20 protein-coding genes are annotated in these 24,715 nt (G+C 30.4%); 4 read left to right on the top strand and 16 right to left on the bottom strand.

The genetic code is table 11. The features are described from left to right. Positions 1-35: 35 nt before the first annotated feature. From FHG05_RS13865 to FHG05_RS13845, 5 genes are all read right to left on the bottom strand, one after another. Positions 36-434, bottom strand: coding sequence for a response regulator (locus tag FHG05_RS13865; protein ID WP_140998700.1), 399 nt, complete (start codon positions 432-434; stop codon positions 36-38). Further along, the gene (locus FHG05_RS13860; RefSeq protein ID WP_140998699.1) at positions 431-2,302 is read right to left on the bottom strand and encodes a PAS domain-containing sensor histidine kinase; all 1,872 of its coding nucleotides are present in this window, start codon (positions 2,300-2,302) and stop codon (positions 431-433) included. Before FHG05_RS13860 ends, FHG05_RS13865 begins: the two co-directional genes overlap by 4 nt. A 231-nt stretch (positions 2,303-2,533) precedes the next feature. Then, complete coding sequence (locus tag FHG05_RS13855; protein WP_140998698.1) at positions 2,534-3,172, bottom strand: hypothetical protein; 639 nt, start codon at positions 3,170-3,172, stop codon at positions 2,534-2,536. A gap of 433 nt (positions 3,173-3,605) precedes the next feature. Continuing rightward, on the bottom strand, positions 3,606-4,712 hold the full coding sequence (locus FHG05_RS13850; protein ID WP_140998697.1) for an acyltransferase family protein: 1,107 nt from the start codon (positions 4,710-4,712) through the stop codon (positions 3,606-3,608). Positions 4,713-4,841: 129 nt separating this feature from the next. Continuing rightward, on the bottom strand, positions 4,842-5,708 hold the full coding sequence (locus FHG05_RS13845) for a LytR/AlgR family response regulator transcription factor (RefSeq protein WP_157504270.1): 867 nt from the start codon (positions 5,706-5,708) through the stop codon (positions 4,842-4,844). Positions 5,709-5,937: 229 nt separating this feature from the next. Here FHG05_RS13845 and FHG05_RS13840 point away from each other — a divergent pair, with 229 nt between their 5' ends. Continuing rightward, positions 5,938-8,934 carry a T9SS-dependent choice-of-anchor J family protein gene (locus FHG05_RS13840; protein WP_140998695.1) on the top strand — a complete coding sequence of 999 codons (2,997 nt, stop codon included), beginning with the start codon at positions 5,938-5,940 and terminating at the stop codon, positions 8,932-8,934. Between the two features lie 61 nt (positions 8,935-8,995). Here the strand turns inward: FHG05_RS13840 and FHG05_RS13835 are convergent, their stop codons facing one another. The 3 genes from FHG05_RS13835 to FHG05_RS13825 form a co-directional block, all read right to left on the bottom strand. Continuing rightward, positions 8,996-11,155 (bottom strand): hypothetical protein, encoded by a 2,160-nt coding sequence (locus FHG05_RS13835; protein ID WP_140998694.1) that lies wholly within the window; start codon positions 11,153-11,155, stop codon positions 8,996-8,998. Between the two features lie 12 nt (positions 11,156-11,167). Then, positions 11,168-13,075, bottom strand: coding sequence for a transglutaminase-like domain-containing protein (locus FHG05_RS13830; protein ID WP_140998693.1), 1,908 nt, complete (start codon positions 13,073-13,075; stop codon positions 11,168-11,170). A 76-nt stretch (positions 13,076-13,151) separates the two neighbouring features. Then, positions 13,152-13,916: an NYN domain-containing protein gene (locus tag FHG05_RS13825; RefSeq protein WP_140998692.1), complete on the bottom strand. Its 765-nt coding sequence runs from the start codon at positions 13,914-13,916 to the stop codon at positions 13,152-13,154. A gap of 99 nt (positions 13,917-14,015) precedes the next feature. Here FHG05_RS13825 and FHG05_RS13820 point away from each other — a divergent pair, with 99 nt between their 5' ends. Then, positions 14,016-14,975 (top strand): ion channel, encoded by a 960-nt coding sequence (locus tag FHG05_RS13820; protein WP_140998691.1) that lies wholly within the window; start codon positions 14,016-14,018, stop codon positions 14,973-14,975. Positions 14,976-14,978: 3 nt separating this feature from the next. Here the strand turns inward: FHG05_RS13820 and gloA2 are convergent, their stop codons facing one another. Next, positions 14,979-15,362, bottom strand: a complete 384-nt coding sequence (gene gloA2 / locus FHG05_RS13815; RefSeq protein WP_140998690.1) for an SMU1112c/YaeR family gloxylase I-like metalloprotein — start codon at positions 15,360-15,362, stop codon at positions 14,979-14,981. 53 nt (positions 15,363-15,415) lie between these two features. Next, a complete protein-coding gene (locus FHG05_RS13810) occupies positions 15,416-16,438 on the bottom strand; it encodes a M28 family metallopeptidase (RefSeq protein ID WP_140998689.1) in 1,023 nt (340 codons plus the stop codon). 149 nt (positions 16,439-16,587) lie between these two features. Between FHG05_RS13810 and FHG05_RS13805 the strand changes: the two genes are divergently transcribed. Then, complete coding sequence (locus tag FHG05_RS13805; RefSeq protein ID WP_140998688.1) at positions 16,588-17,340, top strand: sulfite exporter TauE/SafE family protein; 753 nt, start codon at positions 16,588-16,590, stop codon at positions 17,338-17,340. 4 nt (positions 17,341-17,344) lie between these two features. Here the strand turns inward: FHG05_RS13805 and ribB are convergent, their stop codons facing one another. The 6 genes from ribB to tpx are packed head-to-tail and all read right to left on the bottom strand — an operon-like array spanning position 17,345 to position 23,969. Continuing rightward, positions 17,345-18,478 carry a 3,4-dihydroxy-2-butanone-4-phosphate synthase gene (ribB, locus tag FHG05_RS13800; protein WP_140998687.1) on the bottom strand — a complete coding sequence of 378 codons (1,134 nt, stop codon included), beginning with the start codon at positions 18,476-18,478 and terminating at the stop codon, positions 17,345-17,347. Between the two features lie 9 nt (positions 18,479-18,487). After that, positions 18,488-19,921 (bottom strand): LptF/LptG family permease, encoded by a 1,434-nt coding sequence (locus FHG05_RS13795; protein WP_140998686.1) that lies wholly within the window; start codon positions 19,919-19,921, stop codon positions 18,488-18,490. A gap of 3 nt (positions 19,922-19,924) precedes the next feature. Continuing rightward, the gene (locus FHG05_RS13790; RefSeq protein WP_232338097.1) at positions 19,925-20,569 is read right to left on the bottom strand and encodes a LolA family protein; all 645 of its coding nucleotides are present in this window, start codon (positions 20,567-20,569) and stop codon (positions 19,925-19,927) included. 10 nt (positions 20,570-20,579) lie between these two features. Beyond that, complete coding sequence (locus tag FHG05_RS13785) at positions 20,580-23,063, bottom strand: DNA translocase FtsK (protein ID WP_140998684.1); 2,484 nt, start codon at positions 23,061-23,063, stop codon at positions 20,580-20,582. Positions 23,064-23,095: 32 nt separating this feature from the next. After that, positions 23,096-23,470 (bottom strand): diacylglycerol kinase, encoded by a 375-nt coding sequence (locus FHG05_RS13780; RefSeq protein WP_140998683.1) that lies wholly within the window; start codon positions 23,468-23,470, stop codon positions 23,096-23,098. A gap of 1 nt (position 23,471) precedes the next feature. Next, complete coding sequence (tpx, locus tag FHG05_RS13775; protein WP_140998682.1) at positions 23,472-23,969, bottom strand: thiol peroxidase; 498 nt, start codon at positions 23,967-23,969, stop codon at positions 23,472-23,474. A gap of 142 nt (positions 23,970-24,111) precedes the next feature. Between tpx and FHG05_RS13770 the strand changes: the two genes are divergently transcribed. Then, a complete protein-coding gene (locus tag FHG05_RS13770; protein ID WP_140998681.1) occupies positions 24,112-24,678 on the top strand; it encodes a fasciclin domain-containing protein in 567 nt (188 codons plus the stop codon). Positions 24,679-24,715 lie beyond the last annotated feature (37 nt).

Genomic DNA, 24,715 nt, shown 5'->3' with positions numbered 1-24,715 from the left:
TTATGCTTGTTAAAAATGGTTTGGAAGTGTTGTTTTTATAAATTCTTTATAACATCAATTAATTTGGTTTTTGCAATGGGTTTAATGATATAATCGGTTACTTCATTAATCGCTTTGGCGCGTGTAATATCATCTTGAGAAATAGAAGAAGAGCAAATATAAATCGATATTTTTTTACCAATGTAAGGATTTAGCTTGGTGTATTCTTCTAAAAATTGCCAACCATTCATGATGGGCATACTTAAATCTAAAAAAATAATTTCAGGTAATTCGGCACTATTGTCTTTGTTTTCTTTTAAGAAGTTTAAGGCATCCATACCATTATTAAACACACGAATTAAGTCAACCAAATGAGTTTGTTCAATGGTTTTTTTCGTTAAGAAAACAAATACATCATCGTCATCTACTAGTGTCAGGTTTTTAATATGCTTCATGATTGTAGTTTTTTAAATTCTATAAAAAATGTAGTCCCTTTTTCAGGTTCGCTTTCTGCCCAAATTTTACCATTCATGGCTTCTACTTGTGTTTTTGTCATAAATAAACCAAACCCTTTCGCGTCGGGATGTTTGTGAAAGGTTTTTCGAATTTTAAAAATTTGATCTTTATGCATGACCAAATCAATTCCTAAACCATTATCGGCAACTGATAATATTACGGAGTCTTGTTCGGTTTTTTGGGTTTTGATATGTATGACAGGATTTCTGTGTGGCGATTTGTATTTTAAGGCATTACTAATCAAATTGGATAAAATGCTATCAATATATTTTGGAGGGAAATAAATGGAATTGGCTTCCGATAAATCAATATGAATTTTGGCTTCATATTCTTCAATTTGAGTTTCAAAGCCTCGTAATATTTTCACCAAACAATCTTCTAGAATTATAGTATCCACATCTACCTCAGTATCTTGTTTCACCTGAATGGATTCCACTAATTCATTAAAAACATCCATTAAATGATTCACAACAGGCTTTATTTTTGCTAATGCTTCACTTTTTTCTTCTTCATCTTCACTTTGTTCTACAAAATCAACTAACATGGCAATATTGATTAAAGGTGCTCTAAGATTGTGCGATACAATATTACAGAAGTCGACAAGTTGCGTGTTTTTAAGTTCTAAAATTTGAGCATGTTCAATCGCTTTAATATTATTGGCTCTAATTTGTTCTTCGCCTTCTTTTCGTTCGGTAATATCAGAGCGAATAGCCACATATTGGTAGGGTTTTCCATCTTGATTTAAAAAAGGAACAATGGTCGTGTCCACCCAATAGGTAGAACCATCTTTGGCTTTGTTTTTAAGTTCCCCTTTCCAAACCTTACCATGAGCTATGGTTTTCCAAAGTTCTTTAATGAATTCTTGCGAATGATAGCCCGAATTAATAATTCGATGGTCTTGGCCAATGAGTTCTTCTGTAGAATATTTAGAAATTTTGCAGAAGTTATCGTTTACGTGTGTAATAATTCCTTTTTGATCGGTAATCGCAACAATAGCCGATTCGTCTAAGGCATATTTGTAATCTGAAATTTCTTTGAGTATTTTTTTTAATTCTTCCTCGCCTTCTTTTCGTTCGGTAATATCGGAGCGAATAGCCACATATTGGTAGGGTTTTCCATCTTGATTTAAAAAAGGAACAATGGTCGTGTCCACCCAATAGGTAGAACCATCTTTGGCTTTGTTTTTAAGTTCCCCTTTCCAAACCTTACCATGAGCTATGGTTTTCCAAAGTTCTTTAATGAATTCTTGCGAATGATAGCCCGAATTAATAATTCGATGGTCTTGGCCAATGAGTTCTTCTGTAGAATATTTAGAAATTTTGCAGAAGTTATCGTTTACGTGTGTAATAATTCCTTTTTGATCGGTAATCGCAACAATAGCCGATTCGTCTAAGGCATATTTGTAATCTGAAATTTCTTTGAGTATTTTTTTTAATTCTTCTTCTCCTTCTTTTCTATCGGTAATATCGGAACGAATAGCAACATATTGGTAGGGTTTGTTATTTTCGTCTAAAAAAGGAACAATGGTGGTGTCCACCCAATAGGTGGAACCATCTTTGGCTTTGTTTTTAAGTTCTCCTTTCCAAACCTTACCATGTGCAATGGTTTTCCATAAATCTTTGATAAAAGTCTTTGAGTGAAAACCAGAATTGATAATGCGATGATCCTGACCGATAAGTTCTTCCGCTGTATATTTGGAAATATTACAGAAATTGTCGTTCACATAGTTAATAATTCCTTTTTGGTCGGTAATAGCAATAATTGATGATTCATCGAGAGCATACTTATAGTCTGCTATTTTCTCCATGGGCAATTATGTTAGTATTATGTGTAGATAGGTGAATTGAGCTTATTTATAGCGGTATTGGTTTTATATTATAGTGAAAACTAGTTCGAGCTATTTAGTAAATTTATTACAAAAGATTGCAATTGCAAAATTTCTGTATCATTTTTCGATGAAAATTCTTAAAATTTTTACGCACATAAAAAAAGCCTCAAGAAAACTTAAGGCTTTTAATTTTTAACTAACTCAAATGTATTATTGGAAATATGGATCATCTAATTCATAATTAAAAGTACCATTGGTAATTGTAAATGGACCTTCTATGACGTCATTATTTGTTGTTAAATAATATGTAATATTGAAATTTCCTTTAATTCTTTTTGCTGCAATATCAAAATCAGTTACTCTGATGCTTCCTTGTTCAACTGATACTGTTTTATTTCCTCTTCCTAAATCATAAAAACCGATGCTACTGTTGCTTCCGTTCATGATGGTTGCGTTTTCGCTAACTAAATCATAAGTACCAGCATTCCATTGACTTTGCGGAATTCTTAAATTGATGATAACTGATTCGTTACTAGCTACTGCATTCATAGTTGTATTAGAACCTTGAATAAAGAGGTATTTAAAGTTTATACCTTCTGTAGTATAGGTTTCGATTTTAATTTGATTGGTGCTTGCATCAACATAATCCATTGGTTTAAGATTGTTAAACTGAACACCGTTAATGTTTGCTGTCATGAAATTAGGAATAATTTCAGAAGTCAAATACTGAAAGTTTTCTGAATTTGTAGTTGTATTATTTTGTGAAACATTTTCATTAGTAGAAAGTGGTTCAACTGTGCAAGAAACTAATGTAATAAATGAAGCTAGAATTAGGGATAAATTTCGCATAAAATATGTTCTAAAATTTTCGGCAAAATTAGATGTATTTTTATTACGTGCAACATCTAAAAGGTTAAATAAATGTTAAAAAAATGTAATCAAAATTTATAAAAACATCAATTTTATTCCTAAGGCTGATATGGTTTTTTATAGCGCTTAAGTCTTTGGTTTACAGTGTTTTTTAAATTATTTTAATCTTTGTGCTTAAAAAGCAAAATTGCATTATGTTTAATAATTAGTTGTTAAAATTGAATATAATGTAATTTTGTTCCAAATTTACTACATTTAAAAAAACGCAGATTCTATAAAAAAACATGCTCAAATTGAAGCGTTTTTTTGTGTTAAGAAATCTGTTTTTTTGAGGTTTTTTGGGTAAAAAAAAGGCACTGTTTTTTTCTTAAAAAAAATTTTCACATAATTTTTTTGTAAGAATTTTATTATTTTATTTTACACCCATCATTATTTTTAGTAGTTTAATTTTTCTAATAATAAAATGATACAAAAAGAAGCATATTAAAAAAGTAGATAGTGTAATAAATAAAAACTTAATTATAAATGACCAATCTTTATCTTTACAATAATACACAACAATAATAATAATGGTTTGGTGTAAAATATAAAATGGGTAAACCGCAGTATTGCAATAGGTTATCAATTTACTTTTTTTATTTAAAAATTGTGCTGCCATTCCAAAAAAGAATAATAACCAAGTCCACATATTGATTTGATTAATTGCTGCTTCAATAAAATGACGTTGCCAGCCATCAGGATAACTAATAATAAATAGAAATAAAGGAAAAGTAAACAAACCAATTTTGAAATAGGTTTTATAATATAATCTTACTGTATTAAAAAAAAGTTCTTGCTGTAAAATAAATATAAAACCATAAAGGAAGAGGACAAGATTGTAAAAGAAATTGAACCAATCATCAAATAGACCATGAGTAATAGGAAAGAAAGGATCTAAAAAACACTCCATCAAGAATAAAGGTATTAATAGTAGAAAAACACCATATTTTGATTGTATTCTTTTAGAAGTCCAACGTAGTAAACTACCATTTGGTTTTTTTTTAAAATATTGAAATAAAGGTAGTAAAAGCAATGAATAACAAAGGATGTATGGTAAAAACCATAGATGATGCCAGCTCAAATTTCCTGTTGGGTAAGTTCCTTTGAAGGCTTCAGATGGCCAAAATTCAAAATAGGAACCTGAAAAATCGAAATTGGATATACGCTCTATATATACTTGTGGTGGTACAATGATTAATATTCCAAAGACTAAAGGTATAAATATACGAATAATACGTTCTTTTATAAATTGTATATTGGTTCTTTTTTTTAAAGATAAGGCAGCTCCCATTCCAGATATGATAAATAATAAAGGCATCCTCCAACGATTTAAAAATAGCATGGGATACATAATCCAATCATAAATAATATTATTTTTTATATGCCAATCCCAAGGAACAAAAAACATTCCTATATGATAAAAAATCAGTAGCGAAAAAGCTAAAACTCGTAACCAATCTAAATCGTAACGTCTTTCCATTTTTTTGTTTTTTTTGCAAATTTTAGCTTTAAAAACAAGGGTTCAAAAGAATTGGTATCAATGTCACGTTTTTGTGATGGAATGCAAGAAGAAGGTATGAAATGTTTTTTTTGGTATAAATTGAAAATCCTATTGGTTCATTTTATCATTAAATAAGGTTAAATAATTTCTAGAAACAGGAACTTGTTCGTCACAATTTTTTAATTTTATTTTGTAACCTTGTGCATTCCCTTTTACATTTTCAATGTAAGTTATATTGAGTAAATAGGAACGATGTATTTTACAGATTTCAGGAAAATTGGATAATTCTTTTTCAAATTCTTTCAGCTTCATTCTTTTTATAGAAGATTTTGAATTGCATCCATCTTTTGTCCATATCTCAATGTAATTGCCTTCTGCTTTAGCAAAAATAAAAGATGCGACTGCTAGTTTGAAAGTTTCAGATTTAAGCTCGGTTTCAATTTCAATTTCATAATCTAGAGTGTTTTTTGATTGTTCTTTTAGCTTTAAATTCAATTCAGAGGCAAGCTCACTATTTTTGATGAAATGAATATTTAAATTCGCAGAAATCACACTAAATGCTAGTAAAAATCCGCTAACAAGAGTATTAAATACTTCTTCAACTAAATAGTTAATAGAACGATTATAAGGGTTGTTGTATAAGAGGTCTCGTAGTAAATAATTGGCAATACCTGTTAGGAATAAAAGTATAAAAATAAAAAAGAGTTCTTTTTTTACAGTCCAATTTTCAGTTGTTTTTGGATATTGATTGGTTATTAGGGCTAATAAATATAGAATGAAAAAAGGAACTATAGTGTGAATGAACGCAATTATCCAAACTTTTAATTTTAATTCCTCATAATTAATTTCAAAAGGTTCAATTACATAATTAAAGAAAAAACCTAATGCGAAAATTAATACACTAATTTGAAATAACTTTTTGCCTTTATAGTAATAAAGATAGGGTTGGTCAAAATATTTAATAAAGTCATTCAAGTGAATTGATTTATAAAATTGCTAGCGCTAATTTATTGTATAGCTTTTATTAAAACAAAACTTATTCTATATAATTTGTAAGTGATTTTTTGTTTTTATTTTTTTTATTATTTTAACATAATTGTTGTTTTATATTTATCTTTTAATGAGTTTTTTGTGAATAAATATATTTAAACTTTGTTTTTGTTATTTTTTCATATATTTACTAGACAAATGAGTAACTACAAATATGATGAAAAAAAATTATTCTAGTTTTTGGGGTGTTTCGTGTAAAACCCTACTGCTACTAAGCTTATCTTTTCCTTTTTTAGCCTTCTCAAGAGCTGAACCAAAAAAAGAAAAAAGAAAAAAAGTTGTCCAAAATGCAATTTTTGATCCAGCCAGTTATATGGCTTTAACCGTAAGCGGTTTTACCGATGATGTTATTGCAAACGGTGTTGGAAGTTTAAATACATCAACCACAAATGATGTGGATGGGGTTAATTTTTGCTATCTTTCTCAAGGAACTCAAATTACTTCAGGATCGACTCCCACTGCTTATGGGTTACCAACAAATGGTGTATTATCTGTAAATAATAGCGATTTGTTTTTCAATTTGGCTCCTTATGATTCAAATAATTCGCTTCGAATACAAGATAATGGAGCCGCAGGTTTATCAACGATTACGTTTACCGAATTAGAGTCTTTTGAAACCTTGTATTTAGCGGTAACTTCTGGAAGTGGCGCTTCTAATGTAACGGTTACCGTTAATTTTACAGATGCTTCTTCTCAAGTTTTTACAAGTGTAAATATACCGGATTGGTTTAATTCCAATGCTTTGCCAACTATAATCTCAGGCATAGGCCGTGGAAGTAGATTAGATAATGGTTTGGAAAACCCAACAAATAATCCAAGAATTTATCAATTAGACTTAGCTATAGATGTAGCCAATCAAAGTAAAATTGTTTCTGGAATTACTGTTGAAAAGAGTAGTGGTGGTGTATTTAATCTTTTTGCAGTTAGTGGAAAATTAGTGCCAGAATGTCCTGGACCTTCTAATATCACAGCTACGACTATAAATGCTTTTGATGCTGACATTTCTTGGACAGGAGCGAATGTGACTGATACTTTTGAAGTTGCTATAGTATATACTAGTAGTCCAATTCCAGCTTCTGGAGATGCAAGTACAACCAATTCATATACATTTACAAGTTTGAATCCAGATACAACTTATGATGTTTATGTAAGAACTGTTTGCTCTGGAAGTGGTTATAGCTTTTGGACTGGTCCTTATACTTTTACAACTGCGGTAGCTTGTGAAGAACCAACAAATCTTCAAGTGTCTGGAATTACCACTACGGAAGCTGAATTCACTTGGGATGCTGGAACAGCAACAGAATGGGAATATGCAGTCTTGCCAACAGGAAGTTCAGCACCCAATTTCCCAAATGGTATAGTGATGAATCCAATTGCAAACATATCTGGTTTAGTACCAAATATGTCCTATGATTTTTATGTAAGAGCTAATTGTGGAACCAATGGTTATAGCGCGTGGACAATGTATACTTTTGTAACAGCTTGTTCAGTTGTTACTAGTTTGGATGAAGATTTTGAAGGTACTACAACAGGAAGTCTACCAAATTGTTGGTCTTTAATTAATGGAGGTGATGCAAATACTTGGGCAGTACAGAGTAATTTTCCTGCTTATCCACATTCAGGAACTAAATTTGCTAGGATAACTTACAGTGGAACAGCACATAATGATTTATTAATTACTCCACCTTTCACGGTAACTGCTAATGTAAGTGATAGGATTAGTTTTTGGTCTAGAAATTATAGTACTACTTATATCGATCGATTTAATGTGTTGGTCTCCACAACAGGTAATCAATTATCCGATTTTACAGATGTGTTAGCTTCCAATGTGGGGCCTACAACCACTTATACAGAGTATACCTATGATCTTTCGGCTTATGTGGGTCAAACCATATATTTTGCCATTCAAGCTATTTCTACAGATCAATATTATTTATTTGTTGATGATTTAAAGACATCCGGAACTCCAATATGTGATGCGCCTACAAATTTATCAGCTTCTGATATAAGTGAAATATCTGCTGTATTATCTTGGGATGGAGGTGTAGGTACGGAATGGGAAGTTGCTGTTCAAGATTATGGTTCTGGAGAGCCTCTTTCTGGGAATGTTACTACAAACACTACTTATAATGCCACTTATCCTGAAGGTACAGTATCAGAATTTTATGTGCGTACAGTTTGTGATAATAATTCAGGATATAGTCCTTGGGCAGGACCATTTGTTTTTGGTAACTATATGAACTTAGCAATATTTTCAGGTCTAAATGCAGATGTTATTGCAAATGGAGTAGGACCTTCTGCCAATTCAATAACGAATAATATTGATGGGGGTAATTTTGTGTTTTTGTCTCAAGATTTTAAAGTGAATGCGTCGGATTCTGATTTAACATTTGGATTGCCAATCAATGGGCTTATATCTAGTGCTAGTATTCCTGGTTTGATTTTTAATATGAGTCCTTCAAATGCACCATATGACGGAAACAATTCATTACGTATAGAAACAGCTGGAGCTGGGAATGGAGGAACATTAACTTTTGATACGATTTATCCAGCAGAAAAACTGTATTTGTTACTTACTTCAGGTGGAGGTTCAAGTACTTTGTCAGGAACAATTCATTTTGATGATAGTTCAATTCAAACTATTACAGCTACTTTAATAGCAGATTGGTATAGTCAAACCAGTTTACCAATAGCTGTTTCAGGTATTGGAAGAGTAAATACAAATACTGATGTAATTGAAAATCCTACTGGAAATCCTCGAATTTATCAACTTGAAATAGACATAGATCCAGCAAATCAAGATAAGACTTTTACATTTGTAGATCTTCAAAAAGATTCTGGAACAGGAATATTAAATGTTTTTGCGGCAAGTATTAAGTTTGCACCTCTTAATTTATCTCAAGATAATTTTTCAGCTAACAAGGCGATCAAGGTATTTCCAAATCCAGTAAATTCAGTTTTAAACTTAGAATTAGCGTCAGAGGCTAGTAAATTACAGGTTATTAATTTATTGGGTCAGGTCTTAATTGAAAAAGAAGAAAGTATGCATAAGGAAATGACTGTAGATATGTCTCACTTAAAGTCTGGTGCTTACCTAATAAATGTAACAATTGATGGTAAGATACAAAGTGTGAAAGTGATTAAGAAATAATAGCAAACTTCATTGTTTTATTAAAAAAACCTTTGAAATTAATTTCAAAGGTTTTTTATTGTTATTGCTTTTTTAAAAGAATTTTTTCTTGTGTAAGTTGGTATGCCGCATCTAGAAAAGCAATCATTTTTTGCCAATTTGAAACGGGTTCATAATCGTGATTGTATTTTTTTGTGGCTTCTAAAGTTAAAACATTATTTGTGATAGTTACAGTACTTATAAAACTACCCGTTTCATTTTCGATAGTTTTACTTAATTTTTCTATACCATTTGCAGTATATCCTTCTGGAATTGTAAATTCAATTTTGTAATTAAATGTTCTAGGAAAAACGGTATATATATTGTTTTCTCGTTTGTGTTCTTTTTCACTTATTTCTACTTGAGAATCAATAAGTTTTCCAATTTCAATTATATAGTTAGGTCCTGCTTTTTTTATAAAATTATCTTTAATTGAAAAATTTTCTTTATACTCAAAAGGCTCGGTATCACTATATCTACCAGTGTTTAGAATGGTAAATGAAAAATTATCAACTTTAACGTCATATTCTTTTTCGGTTGCATTCTTAAGACTTTCACTTTGTTTGTCTTTCAATTTACTCAATAAAGCATCATATTCCTTTTTGTACTTTTCTTTCATTTTTTTATTTCGAACCAACTCTAAAAGTGGAGTGGTTTGATATCTTTCATAATCTTCATTTATATAATCATAAAAGTTCATTTTATTAGATTGTTCGAAGCTTTTATTGTTGCCAAATAAAGAAGTAGTCTTGGAAATGTTTAAGGTGTTTGAAGCTATGTCAAAACTAGTTTGCAACATTACTTTGGAAATATTATTTTGATTGGTAGACCCAGGAAGTTTTATTTCTTCAATATCTGTAACTTTTTTGTTTTTTGTTACTTTTAAAGCGTATGCATTTGTATTTTCTAAACTGGTATCAAATTGATTTGGTAATGAGTAAGGAGTGAAATTACCAAAATAAAGAGGATTAGTTGTGTTGATTTTTAATAATACTCTTGCATTTTGCTGTATTAATATGTCTTTAATTGGACCATTTTCTCTACCAGTTGCCACAATAATATCATAATCAATTTCATTTTTTTTCAAATATTCCATAAAGTATCTGATGAATTGTTCTTCAGAATTAAAGAAAATAGGATATGAATTATAAAGATGATAAGGGTAGGCAACAATATTGGTTTCCCCTAATACATAGGCTTCAATATATCGTGTATAAAATTGATGACGAGCAAAATAATAGATTTCTTTCAATTTTTCTTCTTCAGATGCAAATTTTTTATCTTTTAAAAAATCATTTACATCGTTAAGGTTTCCATTTGGATAAAATTTACTAGTATAAAAATCTAAAATATCTTCTTTTGAAACTATTTTTTTTATTTCACTTTCGTCTTTTGGTAAAAAAGCATCAGCTCTTTGTTCAAACTTACCCGATCTTGCAAAAAATACTTGAAATTTATAGCATGGAAGTTCTACTAAAGGGAGGAACCATCTAGGAAAATCATTTTTTGCAACATCAGATGCTATAAGCTCGTATTTTCTGTCACTACTTTTTTTAGTTTCAATTTTTTTTAATTCCGGAGCTCCATTATAAGAATTAAAATTTACAAAGAAATCATTTTCTGTTTCAAAGGTCATTTTTAAGTTTAAAATGGGATAGTTTTCACCAAGGGTGGCTTCAACTGGTTCAAAACCAAATGCTTCAATAGACTTGAAAGGTTCAACTGAATGAAAATAAAAGTCTATAATATCGCCTACTTCTAGATTTGATATCGCAATTTTTTTAGAATCATCTTCAGTAACAGATTCTTTATCTACATCAATTTCTATTTCTTTTCCATCCTGTTTTACTATTTTGATGCCTAATGTAAGTGTTCCTTTTTTCCACGAAAATCCTTTTTTAACATAAAATTTATCGCGAAAAGAAAATTCAGAGAATTCAGTGATTGCTGCTTGATCTTGCAGCTTAATTCTTTTTCTTGTAGAAGTAGTATAGGTTACACTTTTACCAAATTTATGAAAATCATAATTTTCATTTTTGTATATAATAACAGCGGATTCGTTTTTGTATTTTTCAGGAACGTTAATTATTTTACTATAATTATCATTTGAGTTCCAAAAAAAATTTTTAATTTCTTCCTTATTTTGAGCAGTCATACAATAAGTACCAATAAGGAGTAGTAGGTGTAGGTATTTTTGTTTCATTTTATAGAGTCACTATTTAGTTAAAATAATTTGTTCAGCGTAAAGTTGTTTGATTAAATCGAAATCTTTTTTAGCAATCTCTAAATCCTCTTTTTTAATGATTCCATTTTTGAAATTGAAAATTTTATGATAGACAATGCTGTTGTTTTTGGTTTCAAAATTAATGGTGATTTCGTAATCTGTTGTTTTTATATTTAGATTTTGAGGTATTTTTTTTACCGTATAACCAGGCGGAATTACTAAAGTTACTGTAACGTCATCGTAACTTTTATAATCTAATATGACACTTTGCTTTCTTTCAGATAAATCGAAATTATTATATTCTTTGTCATAATCTAAATCAATATAAATTTCATTGTCAAAAGAGGAAACATGATTTTCTAATGCCACATCGTAGCTTAATTTTACGTTTTGATCTCTGTTTGATAAATCAGAAGTAATAATGTTGCTTACATTATAATTTTTATTTCCAGAATTTATAAACCATTTTAAAGCTTCTTCTTTTTTGTCATTTTTGATGCTATTATAATTGTAAAGAAAAGAACTTCTACTTTCTCCATAAAACTCTTTATTTACTTTTCCTTTTAAAGTTTCTCCGTCAAGATTATATTGAACGGTATATACTTCTTTGTTGGCATTAGCCTCGTGAGTAGGTATTTTTTCAATAATAAAATCATTACCGTTTTCAATTAACACTTCTTTTCCTTGAATTCTTTCTGCATATTCTTTAAATGAATTAAATTTCTCTGTTCCATCTAAAAAGTAAGTTTTTCCATCTTTGATAACACAACAAATCATGTGATTATCTACAGATAAAGAAGGTATACTATAGCTATATGCAATGTGTTTAGTTCCAATCCAACATAGTCTTGCATCAAAACCTGCTACTTTAAGCATTTGTTTAGTAAGATTAGCCATTCCTTTACAATCACCATAGCGTTTATTAAAAACATTTTGAGAATCATCAGGTTTAAATCCAGCGATGCCGTCTTCAAAAGCAATGTATCGAATATTATCTTGTACCCAATAATAGATTTTTTTTATTTTTTCATCATCCGTTTTTGCTCCAGCAATCAATTCTTTTACTTTAGCTTCAAATACTTTTGGATCATCATGCATATCATCTATTAGCGATTTATACCATTTATATAAATCTGCAGTATCATTGAACAAAATATTTTTTTCATTTTTGTTTGAAAATGATTTAGCAATAAATAGAAGATGAGGATAAATATAGCTTGGTCCAGGAGCTAATTTTTCTCTTTTGGATGGGGGAATATTTTTAATTTTATATTTATAAACTACAGCTTCCTCATTTTTTGTTTCGGTTTTGGTAATATCGAATCCATTAAAATTAAATTCTTTTATTTCTAAAGTAAGCCATTTAGGAATAGTAATTATAATTTCTTTTTCAATTACAGGATATTCGTCATTGAAATAAATAGAAGTAAAATATTTTACGTCATTAATTTTTTTCTCCAAATGGTATAAATAGGTATATCCTTGAACTGGAAAATCGATATCAAAGTATTTTACTCTTGCGTCATTATAAAATAAATCGTTGCTTTTGTAAAATTCATCCTTTGGATAGATGCTTGCTTCTTTATTGTTTTTATACTTTAATGAAAAAGTTTGAATAGAAGATTGGCTATCATAAAACTCATATTTTTGAATATCGGCTCTATGATTAATATTTAATAGTACTTCAGAAACAGAATAATCTACTTCGACGTTCTTTTTGTCTTTAGAAATTTTAAAATCAACAGTTTCTGTACTTTTTAAAATAGCAATGTCTGATTTATCAAATTTCTCCCTTAATTCTTTTGCTGTTTTTATTTCTGTAGTTGTAGGTTCTATGTTTTTCTGACTCCACAATTGTAGTGAAATTAAAAAAACGAAAAGTAGGTTAATTTTTTTCATCTTTAAAATTTCTGCAATATTAAAAAAATATATCGAATTAATTGTTTTTTAGTAGGTTAATGTAGTTCGTCTTGTGCTATTTTTTTCGGATGTAAACGTGTTTAACATTAGGATTATTTGTTTCTCTAACGTCAATCTCAAATTTTTGCATACTTTTAATTAAGGGTAATAGTTTGCTAAAGCCATAATTTCTGGGATCGAAATCGGTTTTCTTTTTTAAAATCAAATTGCCTAAGTCTCCTAAAAATGCCCATCCATTTTCATCTTCTAAATCATCAATACTTGTAGAAAAAAGTTTAATGATTTTTGGATCTATCTTGCTAAGTGGTGTTTTCTTTTTGGTAGGGGTATTCTTGGCTGTTTTCTTTGAAGAAGTTTCCACATGGTTTTCAGTGTCATCTTTTTTCAGAATCTCAATGTAAATGAATTTATCACAAGCGGTGATAAAAGGTTTTAAAGTTTTCTTTTCTCCAATACCTATTACTGTCATTCCAGCTTCACGTAATCGAGTGGCCAATCGGGTGAAGTCGGAATCACTAGAAACAATACAAAATCCATCCACTTTTCCGGTGTATAAAATATCCATAGCATCAATAATTAAAGCGCTATCGCTAGAATTCTTGCCTGTTGAGTAACTATATTGTTGTACAGGTGTTATGGCATTTTCTAATAAGACATTTTTCCAACCAGAAACTGTTGGTTTAGTCCAATCTGCATAAATTCTTTTAAATGTGGGTGTTCCATATTTTGCAATTTCTTCAAACATTTCTTTTACATTCGCATAGGGGACATTATCAGCATCAATTAAAACAGCTAATTTTAAATCTTTTTTTATTTCCATCTTTCCTTTTTTGTTTGAGATAGTAAATGTACTACAAATGATTGAGTAAGCATAATAAATAGTACCTTTGAAATAGATTAAGATTTATTGTGAAAATATATGGCGTTATTTAAATCGATCAATAATAAAGCAAAAACGATTGATTCTTCTGGTTTTGGAACAAGTGCTTCTAATTATGGAGGACGATTTGTAAATAAGAATGGTGATGCAAATGTTAGAAAAAAAGGGATTGGTATTTTAGAGCGTACGAGTTGGCATCATTTTATGTTAACTATTCCAAGATGGCAATTTTTTGGTATTATTATCTTGTTTTATTTTTTAGCTAATTTATTTTTTGCTACAATCTATTATTATATAGGGGTTGAACATTTGAATGGAATTATAGCTACCAATAACGCAGAAAAATTTGGTCAAGCCTTTTTTTTTAGTGTACAAACTTTCACAACGGTTGGTTATGGACATATTAATCCAACTGGATTTTGGGCAAGTTTTGTTTCCTCGGTTGAAGCACTGACAGGTCTGCTTACTTTTGCGATAGCTACAGGTTTGTTTTTTGGAAGATTTAGTAAACCTGAAGCCTACATTAAGTTTTCTGAAAACGCCATAATTGCTCCTTATGAGAATGGTACCGCATTAATGTTTCGAATGACTCCCTTTAAAAATGTTAATTTAACCGATGCTGAAGCCAGAGTAACGCTTGGATTAAGTATAGAAGAAAACGGAAAGATGGTCAATAAGTTTTATCAATTACCTTTAGAATTGGATAAAGTAAATGCATTAACTCTAAGTTGGACCTTAGTGCATCCCATTACTGAGAAAAGTCCGTTATATAATTTTACAGCACAAGATTATGGTTCTATAGATGGCGAGATATTGGTTTTTATTAAAGTTTTTGATGATGTTTACAGTACGCACTTGGTTAAAAGAACTTCTTATATTTTCAAAGAAATTGTATATGGTGCTAAGTTTAACATCATGTACAATCAGAATGAAGATGATAGTGTTACCATTTTAGATTTACAAAAACTAAATTCATTTGAAAAAGTGAATTTACAGTAATTTTTATTTTTCATAAAACTCAATAGGTAATCCATCTGGATCTTGAGTAAAAGTAAATCTTTTTTGGGTAATTTCATCTATTCGAATGGGTTCAACAAATAGCTTGTGTTTTTCTAAATGCTGAATAATGGTTTCTAATTGATCTACTTCAAAAGCCAAATGCCGTAAACCTGTTGCTTCTGGACGAGAAGGGCGTTGTGGAGGACTTGGGAATGAAAATAATTCTATGGAATAGGTATCATTAATAGCTAGGTCTAATTTATATGACTGTCTTTCTGCTCGGTAGGTTTCATTAATGATTTTTAGTCCTAGAATATCGATATAAAATTTTTTTGAGATTTCATAGTCTTTGCAAATGATAGCAATGTGATGTATTCTATTTAGCATAATGTAAAAAATAAATCCTCATTAAGCAATGAGGATTTATAAGTTTTAAATAATTATTTTCCGTCTTTATCTACAACAATTCTTTCTTCTCTGTTCGCTAATTCCCATGCTAAAGTAAAAGCTAATTGCGCTCTTTTTGCTAAAGCATCGTACTCAATCTTATCAGGTGTATCTGAAGCCATATGATAATCTTTATGCACTCCATTAAAAAAGAAAATAGCTGGAAGACCTTTTTTAGCAAAATTATAATGATCAGAGCGATAATAAATTCTTTCAGGATCATTACGATCATTGTATTTGTAATCTAATTCTAAATGGGTGTATTTTTTATTTACAGCTTCATTAATAGTATGTAGTTCAGAACTCAAACGATCTGAACCTATTACATAGATGTAATTATTAGTGTCTGGATGTAAAGTATCTCTTCTACCAATCATATCTATATTAATGTCGGCAATAGTATTTTGTAATGGAAATAATGGATTTTCAGAATAATATCTTGAACCATGAAGTCCATGTTCTTCACCTGTTACATGAAGAAATAGTATGGAACGTTTTGGACCATAACCGTCTTTTTTAGCTTTTGCGAATGCTTGTGCAATTTCTAAAAGAGCTACCGTTCCTGAACCATCATCATCAGCACCATTGTAAACTTCACCATTTTTTGTACCTACATGATCATAATGAGCAGATACGACAAGTATTTCATTTGGTTTTTCAGAACCTTCAATAAAAGCCCAAATATTTTCAGAATCATTTAGTTTGGGTGCAAATCCTTTTGTCATAAATTCAGAAGGTACTTTTTGATACCAACCTTCTGCTTTTGGAGGGAATGAAATACCACTTTTTTGATATTGTTCAATTAAATATTTTCCTGCTTTTTTTTGACCTTCTGTTCCAGTATCTCTACCTTCCATTTCATCAGAAGCTACGATGTGTAAATGGGTACTTAATTCAGGCGCAGTAATTGTATTCATGTATTTTGTAACATCTGCTTCAGTTTGTGCTTTAGGTACTGCATTACAACTTATTAAAAGTAAGGTTAGTAATCCACCAGAAATTATATTTTTCTTCATTTTGTAAGGTTGGGTTTTGAATAAGTAAGTAAAAATAGCCTTTTTATAAGAAATTAATAAAAGCAATTAACATTTTTTTATAATTATGTGTTTTCTATTGTAAGCCATAGCGTTTTTATTTTGATACCTTTGCACTCAATTTATAGCTTATGAATTTTGAATACGAATATCTTTTATTAATTCCTGTAGGTTTCATAGCTGGTTTTTTAAATACAATTGCTGGTGGAGGTACTTTATTAACTTTGCCAACCTTAATTTTTATGGGATTACCTGCACCTTTAGCCAATGGGACGAATAGAATAGCGATTTTAATTCAAACTTTTGCAGCAGTAAGAGGTTTTAAAAGTAAAGGTATTAGTACTTATCCTTTTAGTTTGTATTTGGGATTGTCTGCTTTAATAGGGTCTTTTATTGGAGCTAAACTTGCAATAGGAATCGAAGGTGAGTTGTTTAATAAAATTTTAGCTGTTATCATGATAATGGTGTTATTGACTATCATTTTGAATCCCAAAAAAAATTATACCGAAGTAATAGAAAAAACAACAGGTAAGACCTTATACATATCGTTAATTATTTTCTTTTTTTTAGGTATTTATGGTGGGTTTATTAATGCTGGAATAGGCTTCTTAATGTTATTAATTCTTCCCTACGTAAATGGTTTATCTTTATTAAAATCGAATGCTACCAAAGTTTTTGTAGTTTGCGTTTATACTGTGGGAGCAGTATTGGTATTTGCTCTGGAGAAACAAATTAATTATATGTTAGCTTTTATATTAACCATTGGTAATGCTTCTGGAGCTTGGTTTGGAAGTCGTTGGTCTGTAAAAAAAGAGGACAAAGTAATTCGTTTATTTTTAATAATTACGGTGTCCTCATTAGCTATTAAATTGTGGTTTTTTTAATTTTTTAGTAAGTAACGTATTCTGTAATTTCTAAGCCATAACCAATCATACCTACACGTTTTGTTGGTTCGGAATTATTAGATAATAATTTAATTCTTGAAATATCAATATCATGTAAAATTTGGGCACCAATACCAAAATCTTTAGCATCCATTTTTACTTGAGGTGCTTTAATAATACCGTCTTCTTGTAATTTTTTTAGTTCGGTTAAACGAGATAAAAGTTCTAAGGATTTTACTTCTTGATTGATAAAAATTATAGCTCCTTTTCCAACTTCATCTATCTTTTTAAACATGACATCCAATTTTTTATCGGCATCATTCGTTAAAGTCCCTAAGATATCATTGTTGACTTGAGTGGAATTAATACGTGTTAAAATTGCTTCTCCATTACTCCATGTACCTTTAGTTAAAGCGATATGAACTTGTTTGTTGGTAGTTTGTAAATAAGCTCTCAAGCGATAAGTTCCAAAACGAGTTTCAATTTCAAAATCCTCTTTCTTTTGAATTAGGCTATCATGTTGCATGCGATAGGCAACCAAATCTTCAATAGATACTAATTTCAAATTAAATTTTTTAGCCACTTCTACTAATTGGGGTAAACGAGCCATTGTTCCATCCTCATTCATGATTTCTACAATTACTCCAGCAGGTTTAAATCCGGCTAATCTAGCAAAATCAATAGCAGCTTCTGTATGTCCTGTTCTTCTTAATACGCCTCCTTGTTTTGCAATTAAAGGAAAAATATGACCAGGTCTTGCTAAATCAAAAGGTTTTGTATTAGGGTCTAATAAAGATTGCACCGTTTTAGCTCTATCTGCTGCAGAAATTCCAGTGGTTACTCCATTACCTTTAAGGTCAACGGAAACGGTAAAGGCAGTTTCCATATGATCGGTATTGTTTCGAACCATCGCATGTAAATCGAGTTCTTTACATCTACTTTCTGTAAGAGGTGTACAAATTAAACCTCTTCCATGAGTAGCCATGAAATTAATCATTTCAGGAGTACATTTTTCAGCAGCCGCGAGAAAATCACCTTCGTTTTCTCGATCTTCATCATCTACGACTATAATTACTTTTCCTTGACGGATATCTTCTATAGCTTCTTCAATAGTGTTGAGTTGTATGTTGTTAGACATGGTAGTTTTTTAGTTTTTTGAGAATCTTGAAAAAAGTTTTTTTATAGGATCAATTAACCAGTCAAAATTAATCATAATTCCTATGTCGTTTGTGGCTCTATATGTTAAAAATAAAGCCAATGGAGTTAAAATTATGGAAGAAATCCACATTCCTAATGCGACAGGAATAGTATCTTCTTCTGCAATTTTTTTACCAAATGTATTCATAAAATGAAAAGCAATGAAAATGACAATGGCGAAAACAATGGGTAAGCCAATTCCTCCTTTTCTAATGATTGCTCCTAAGGGTGCACCAATAAAAAACATTAAAAGGCAAGAGAAGGCAATAATAAACTTTTCGTGTACAACTACCCAATGTGAATTAATGTTCTTCTTTTTGTATTCTAAATCACTTTGGCTATTTTGAATGCTAAATTCTGTACTGGAAGTATTGCTAATGGCCATTTCCAAGATTTTTTGTTTTTCAGTATTCGAAAAGACAGTTAATATATTGTCAACATTATTTTCTTTATCAATATTTTGAACACGATTTAACTGGAAAACATAATCGTTTCTTTGAACTGTATTTTCAGCAAAAGAAACAATATCTTTATTATAATTGTTTTGAAGCGAATCTATAGTGTAGTTTAATTCGTTTAAAGTTAACATTTTCTCAGAAGTAATGTCTCCATTATCTCCATTATTTTCATTTAACTTGGTTAAATCAATATTTAAGATATATTTTTTAAAACTACTTTTTGCAAAAGGGTGTTTATTTCTTTCTTCATATTTTTTAGGAATTACATTTTCATAATAGTTCCCATCAAGTAATTCTAATTGCAAATAGTTTGAATTTTCATCACTTCTTAATACTCCATTTTTAGCTTTAATAACTGTATTAGCGCCTAATCCAGCACTAGTGTTTTTAATGTGCATCGTTACATCTTCTAAAAATTGACCATTAGCACCCGTTTTTTTCTCTACTTTTATATTTATAGCGGGTCCAATTGGATTAAATTGCCCTTCAGCAATAGCCATGGCTGGTCGCTGCTGAATAATGGTCTTTCGTAAGTTTAAAAATTTATATTGTGCTTTAGGAATCACATTATTGGCAAAAATAAAAGAGATAATGCTTAACCCAAATATGAATAGGGTAAGCATTCTCATGGCGCGTTGCAAAGAAATACCAGATGATTTCATTGCAGCGAACTCATAATTTTCAGCAAAACTTCCAAAGGTCATAATCGAGGCTAAAACGACAGATAATGGAAGTACTAGCGGAACTATGGTAGGTGCATAGAAAGATAAAAATTTAATTATCGTAAAAAAATCTAAGTCTTTACCTGCTAATTCGGAAATAAAAAGCCATATTCCTTGTAAAACGAATATAAAAAAAAGGATTACAAATACCGAAGTAAATGTAATCGTAAAAGATTTAATAATGTATTTATCTAAGATTTTCACCTTTTAGTCTAGTCTATTGATATAATAATTTGGATATTTTGACTCGGTAAAGGTAAAATGATTATCTGATAAAGGTTGGTTTGTTTTAAAAGAATTAACAGTTAAAGTAGTTCTTGTTCCATTTTTTCCAACTTCAATAAGGTTATAAATATTTTTTGTTTGAACGTCTATACCTAAAAGAATTTCTTTTCTTTGGTCTTTTGAGCTAATTGGAATTAGTTTGATATACTGGATTTTTCTTCCTTTTATATCTTGTAGAATATCCCAAGAATATTTGTAACCCGTATTAAAAAAGGTAAGCATTTTAGAAGGTGTTACTGCATTTTCATCTTTATCATCAAATTTTGAAATGGATATTTCTTCATCTTCAGGCACTATTGTATATACCTTTTTGCCATCAAATATTTTGGTAACTCCCATAAAATTTAAATTGTATAAATTTCCTTTTAAAGTTACATTTCCTTTACTTTCTTGATTAATGTTTTCACTAGGGTTGTTCAAAGCATACTTAAAATCAATAACAATATTTTCATAAGTTTTAACTTTAGCAGAAACTTCATCTAAAAGACTTTTAGCTTTTGCCGCGTCCTGCGCTTGAATTGAAACACTTACTAAAAGAAAACATACTAATTTTAAAATTTTACTCATCTTATTTAACTTAATTATTGTTTTGTTCATTGTTTAAAAAATGTTCAAGTGCTACTAAATCAGCAATTAAAACCGATCGGGCTTTACTACCTTCAAAGGGTCCAACAATACCAGCGGCTTCTAATTGATCAATGATTCGCCCCGCTCTATTATAACCTAATTTTAATTTTCTTTGAATTAATGAGGCACTACCTTGTTGAGCTGTCACGATTACCTCGGCTGCTTCTCTAAATAACGTATCTCGGTCTGAAATATTAATATCAAGAGTCATGCCACTTTCTTCCCCAACATACTCTGGTAATTGATATGCTTCAGGATATGCTTTTTGACTACCAATAAAGTCACATACTTTATCTACCTCAGGAGTATCAATAAAAGCACACTGAACACGAACCATATCGTTTCCATTAGTATATAAAAGATCTCCTCTTCCTATAAGTTGATCTGCACCACCTGCATCTAAAATAGTTCTAGAATCAATTTTTGACATTACCCTAAATGCAATTCTGGCAGGAAAATTGGCTTTAATCATACCTGTAATAACATTTACAGAAGGTCTTTGTGTCGCAATGATAAGGTGAATTCCGATGGCACGTGCTAATTGTGCTAAACGCGCAATAGGAGTTTCTACTTCTTTACCAGCTGTCATAATTAAATCTGCAAACTCATCGACTACCAGTACAATATAGGGTAAAAAACGATGACCGTTTTCTGGATTTAGTTTACGTAATTTAAATTTCTCATTATATTCTTTAATATTACGAACCATCGCATCTTTTAATAAAGAATAACGGTTGTCCATTTCGATACATAAAGAGTTTAGCGTATTGATTACTTTGGTATTGTCTGTAATAATAGCATCTTCTGTATCGGGTAGCTTGGCTAAATAATGTCTTTCAATTTTATTGAATAACGTTAGTTCTACCTTTTTAGGGTCGACCAATACAAATTTTACTTCAGCTGGATGTTTTTTATAAAGTAAGGATGCTAAAATAGCATTCAAACCAACTGATTTTCCTTGTCCAGTTGCTCCAGCCATCAATAAGTGAGGCATTTTCGCTAAGTCCACAACAAAGGTTTCATTGGAGATTGTTTTTCCTAAAGCCACAGGTAATTCCATTTCTGCTTGTTGAAATTTAGGAGAACTAATCACACTCTTCATGGGAACCAAAGTAGGGTTGTTATTTGGTACTTCAATACCAATAGTACCTTTTCCAGGAATTGGAGCGATGATTCGAATACCTAAAGCCGCTAAAGACAATGCTATGTCATCTTCTAGGTTTTTAATTTTTGAAATACGAATTCCAGCATCGGGAACAATTTCATAAAGCGTAACAGTAGGTCCAACGGTTGCTTTTATTTGAGAAATACCAATACTGTAGTTTTTAAGTGTTTCTACAATACGGTTTTTGTTTTCTTCTAATTCTGCTTGATTAATAGTAATTCCGCCTGTTGAATATTCTTTTAAAAGGTCAATAGGAGGGAATTGATAATTGGATAATTCTAATGTAGGATCAAATTCTCCAAAATCCTGAACTAATTTAGCTGCTAAATTGCTATCAACAATTTCTTCTTCTGCTGCCGTTTCTATTACAAAATCATTATCATCGGAAATAATGGTAGTTTCAGGCGGACTTATTTTTTCTGTTATACTAAAATCTTCTTTTTTAGGTTTAGGATCTAAATTGAGTTCGGAAGCATTTGAAATAGTGGGTTTTAAAGCTTCTTTATTGATTTCGAAAGGAGATGTTTTCAGTTCAATTTTAGAAATGGCTTCCTCATCTTCTCTTATGATAAAATCATCATCATCGGCAACCGTAATATCCTCTAAAGTATTTATAGGTGTTACTGTCGTTTCTTTTTCTACTTCTTTTTCTTTTAGTAAATCCTCTTGGAAAGAAGTATTTGATTTTTCGAAAGCTTGTTTTACACGATCTGGAGAAACTTTGATTTTAAAAATTAAATAAATAACGATTCCAAAGAATAACGTTAAACCCGTTCCAATTTGACCGATATAATCTTGTACATAGGTGTTAATTTCAAAACCAATTGTTCCTGCTAACTCTGGTAAATAATCCCAGAAAAATCCAAATAGTACAGAAAGAACAATGATGAGATATAAATCCCAAAAAAGTGTTTTTTTAAGTTTTCCTAAACTCAAATCTAAAATAAGGTAAGCTCCTGCTAAAAATAAAATACGTACAAAAACAAAAGATGCTACACCAAATCCTTCATAAAGAAAGAAATGAGCTAAATAAGCACCAAATTTACCCAACCAATTTTTGGTTTGAATACTTCGGTCTAAGACATCGTTAACTTGACTTTGATCATAATTTCCCGTTAAGAAATAAGAAATAAATGATAATAGTAAAGCCACAGCAAGCAAAACTAACAAGACACCAATAGTAAATTTTTGCTGTCTCGAGAGTCGCCACGATTTCTTTTCTTTTGTAGTTGTCTTATTTTGTGATTCTTTTTTGTTTTTTTTAGCCATGTAGCAAACACTATTTTACAAAAATAGAGAATTTAAAATAAATATGGAATATATATTATACTACCAATTAGAATTGCAGTTAAAGCAGCAAAAAATACAGCACCAGCAGCAATGTCTTTTATGAAACCAATTTTTTTATGATAATCTGGATGAATAAAATCAGCAATTTTTTCTACCGCTGTATTCAAGCCTTCAATACCTAAAACCAATCCTGTTGCAAGTGTTTGAATTAACCATTCTTCTTTGGTAATTTTAAAATAAAAACCCGCTATAATTAATAGTAATCCAATGCTTAGCTGAACCATTACACTATGTTCTGTAGTGGCTAATTTAAAAGCTCCTTTTACAGCAAATACAATACTTTTTAATCTTCCTTTTACGAAAGTATTATCTTTTTCAAAACTCATTTTATAGGGAAGCTAACGCAGATTCGTAATTAGGTTCGTCTGCAATTTCTGCAACTTGCTCCGTATATTTTACAGTTCCGTTTTCGTCTAAAACGATAACCACTCTGGAATGTAAACCAGCTAAAGGACCGTCTACAATTTCTAAACCATAATCTTTACCGAAAGTTCCTGTACTAAAATCAGATAAGTTAATTACATTTTCTAAACCTTCTGCTCCACAAAAACGTTTCTGAGCAAAGGGTAAATCGCGAGAAATGCATAATACTTTAGTGTTCTCTAATTGGCTTGCTTTTTGGTTAAAAGCTCTAACAGAAGCTGCACAAGTTCCTGTGTCTACACTAGGGAATATATTTAATACTAATTTGCTTCCTGCAAAATCCGCTAAATTTATCGTACTTAAATCTGTTTTTACTAATTTGAAATCAGGTGATTTTGATCCTACTTTTGGTAATTCTCCTGAAGTATGTATTGCGTTTCCGCCTAAGGTTACTGTAGCCATAATTTGTTTTTTAATGAAGTTCAAAAGTAATAAATTATATTGAAATGCTATTTATATAATTATTCTTTTACATTTTTTTATGTTTTTTAAAACCAAAAAAACATTTTTCTCGTAAATGCCTTTATAACTTAAAATATAAAACATGAAAACCAGTAAAAAATTAGCTTTCGCATTTGTTCTTATTACTTTTTTATCAGGAATTGAAATGAATGCCCAAAAAGAAAAAACAGTCAAAGTAGGTGGTGCTCCTATGTATCCAAGTAAAAACATTGTTGAAAACGCAGTAAACTCTAAAGATCATACGACTTTAGTGGCAGCCGTAAAAGCTGCTGATTTAGTAGATGTGTTAGCTTCAGATGGACCTTTTACTGTTTTTGCACCAACGAATGCAGCATTTGAAAAATTGCCAAAAGGTACTGTAGAAACTTTATTAAAACCAGAAAATAAAGCCCAATTACAAACCATTTTGAAATATCATGTAGCTGCTGGAAAATGGAGTGCTGCAGATATTATAGCTGCTATTAAAAAAGGGAAAGGGAAATATAGTTTTACAACAGTGAGTGGTGGTACTTTAACAGCTTGGATGAAAGGAAAAGACGTTTACATTACAGATGAAAATGGAAATAGCTCTAAAGTTACTATCGCTGATGTAAATCAAAAGAATGGCGTTATACACGTGGTAGATTCGGTTTTACTGCCTCGTACATAGTTGTTTAGTTTTAGTTTGTTTTTTTGGGGAAGGCGCT

Origin of the sequence: Flavobacterium profundi (assembly GCF_006491645.1) — a bacterium.
GTDB classification, from domain to species: Bacteria; Bacteroidota; Bacteroidia; order Flavobacteriales; family Flavobacteriaceae; genus Flavobacterium; species Flavobacterium profundi.
The sequence above is the reverse complement of the archived record's forward strand: the minus strand, read 5'-3'. Positions and strand labels throughout refer to the sequence as shown.

Bases quoted from the DNA above. Each gene is read 5' to 3' on its own strand.
- FHG05_RS13865 (WP_140998700.1), bottom strand. From the start codon at position 434: ATGAAGCATATTAAAAACCTGACACTAGTAGATGACGATGATGTATTT.
- FHG05_RS13860 (WP_140998699.1), bottom strand. From the start codon at position 2,302: ATGGAGAAAATAGCAGACTATAAGTATGCTCTCGATGAATCATCAATT.
- FHG05_RS13855 (WP_140998698.1), bottom strand. From the start codon at position 3,172: ATGCGAAATTTATCCCTAATTCTAGCTTCATTTATTACATTAGTTTCT.
- FHG05_RS13850 (WP_140998697.1), bottom strand. From the start codon at position 4,712: ATGGAAAGACGTTACGATTTAGATTGGTTACGAGTTTTAGCTTTTTCG.
- FHG05_RS13840 (WP_140998695.1), top strand. From the start codon at position 5,938: ATGATGAAAAAAAATTATTCTAGTTTTTGGGGTGTTTCGTGTAAAACC.
- FHG05_RS13835 (WP_140998694.1), bottom strand. From the start codon at position 11,155: ATGAAACAAAAATACCTACACCTACTACTCCTTATTGGTACTTATTGT.
- FHG05_RS13830 (WP_140998693.1), bottom strand. From the start codon at position 13,075: ATGAAAAAAATTAACCTACTTTTCGTTTTTTTAATTTCACTACAATTG.
- FHG05_RS13825 (WP_140998692.1), bottom strand. From the start codon at position 13,916: ATGGAAATAAAAAAAGATTTAAAATTAGCTGTTTTAATTGATGCTGAT.
- FHG05_RS13820 (WP_140998691.1), top strand. From the start codon at position 14,016: ATGGCGTTATTTAAATCGATCAATAATAAAGCAAAAACGATTGATTCT.
- gloA2 (WP_140998690.1), bottom strand. From the start codon at position 15,362: ATGCTAAATAGAATACATCACATTGCTATCATTTGCAAAGACTATGAA.
- FHG05_RS13810 (WP_140998689.1), bottom strand. From the start codon at position 16,438: ATGAAGAAAAATATAATTTCTGGTGGATTACTAACCTTACTTTTAATA.
- FHG05_RS13805 (WP_140998688.1), top strand. From the start codon at position 16,588: ATGAATTTTGAATACGAATATCTTTTATTAATTCCTGTAGGTTTCATA.
- ribB (WP_140998687.1), bottom strand. From the start codon at position 18,478: ATGTCTAACAACATACAACTCAACACTATTGAAGAAGCTATAGAAGAT.
- FHG05_RS13790 (WP_232338097.1), bottom strand. From the start codon at position 20,569: ATGAGTAAAATTTTAAAATTAGTATGTTTTCTTTTAGTAAGTGTTTCA.
- FHG05_RS13785 (WP_140998684.1), bottom strand. From the start codon at position 23,063: ATGGCTAAAAAAAACAAAAAAGAATCACAAAATAAGACAACTACAAAA.
- FHG05_RS13780 (WP_140998683.1), bottom strand. From the start codon at position 23,470: ATGAGTTTTGAAAAAGATAATACTTTCGTAAAAGGAAGATTAAAAAGT.
- tpx (WP_140998682.1), bottom strand. From the start codon at position 23,969: ATGGCTACAGTAACCTTAGGCGGAAACGCAATACATACTTCAGGAGAA.
- FHG05_RS13770 (WP_140998681.1), top strand. From the start codon at position 24,112: ATGAAAACCAGTAAAAAATTAGCTTTCGCATTTGTTCTTATTACTTTT.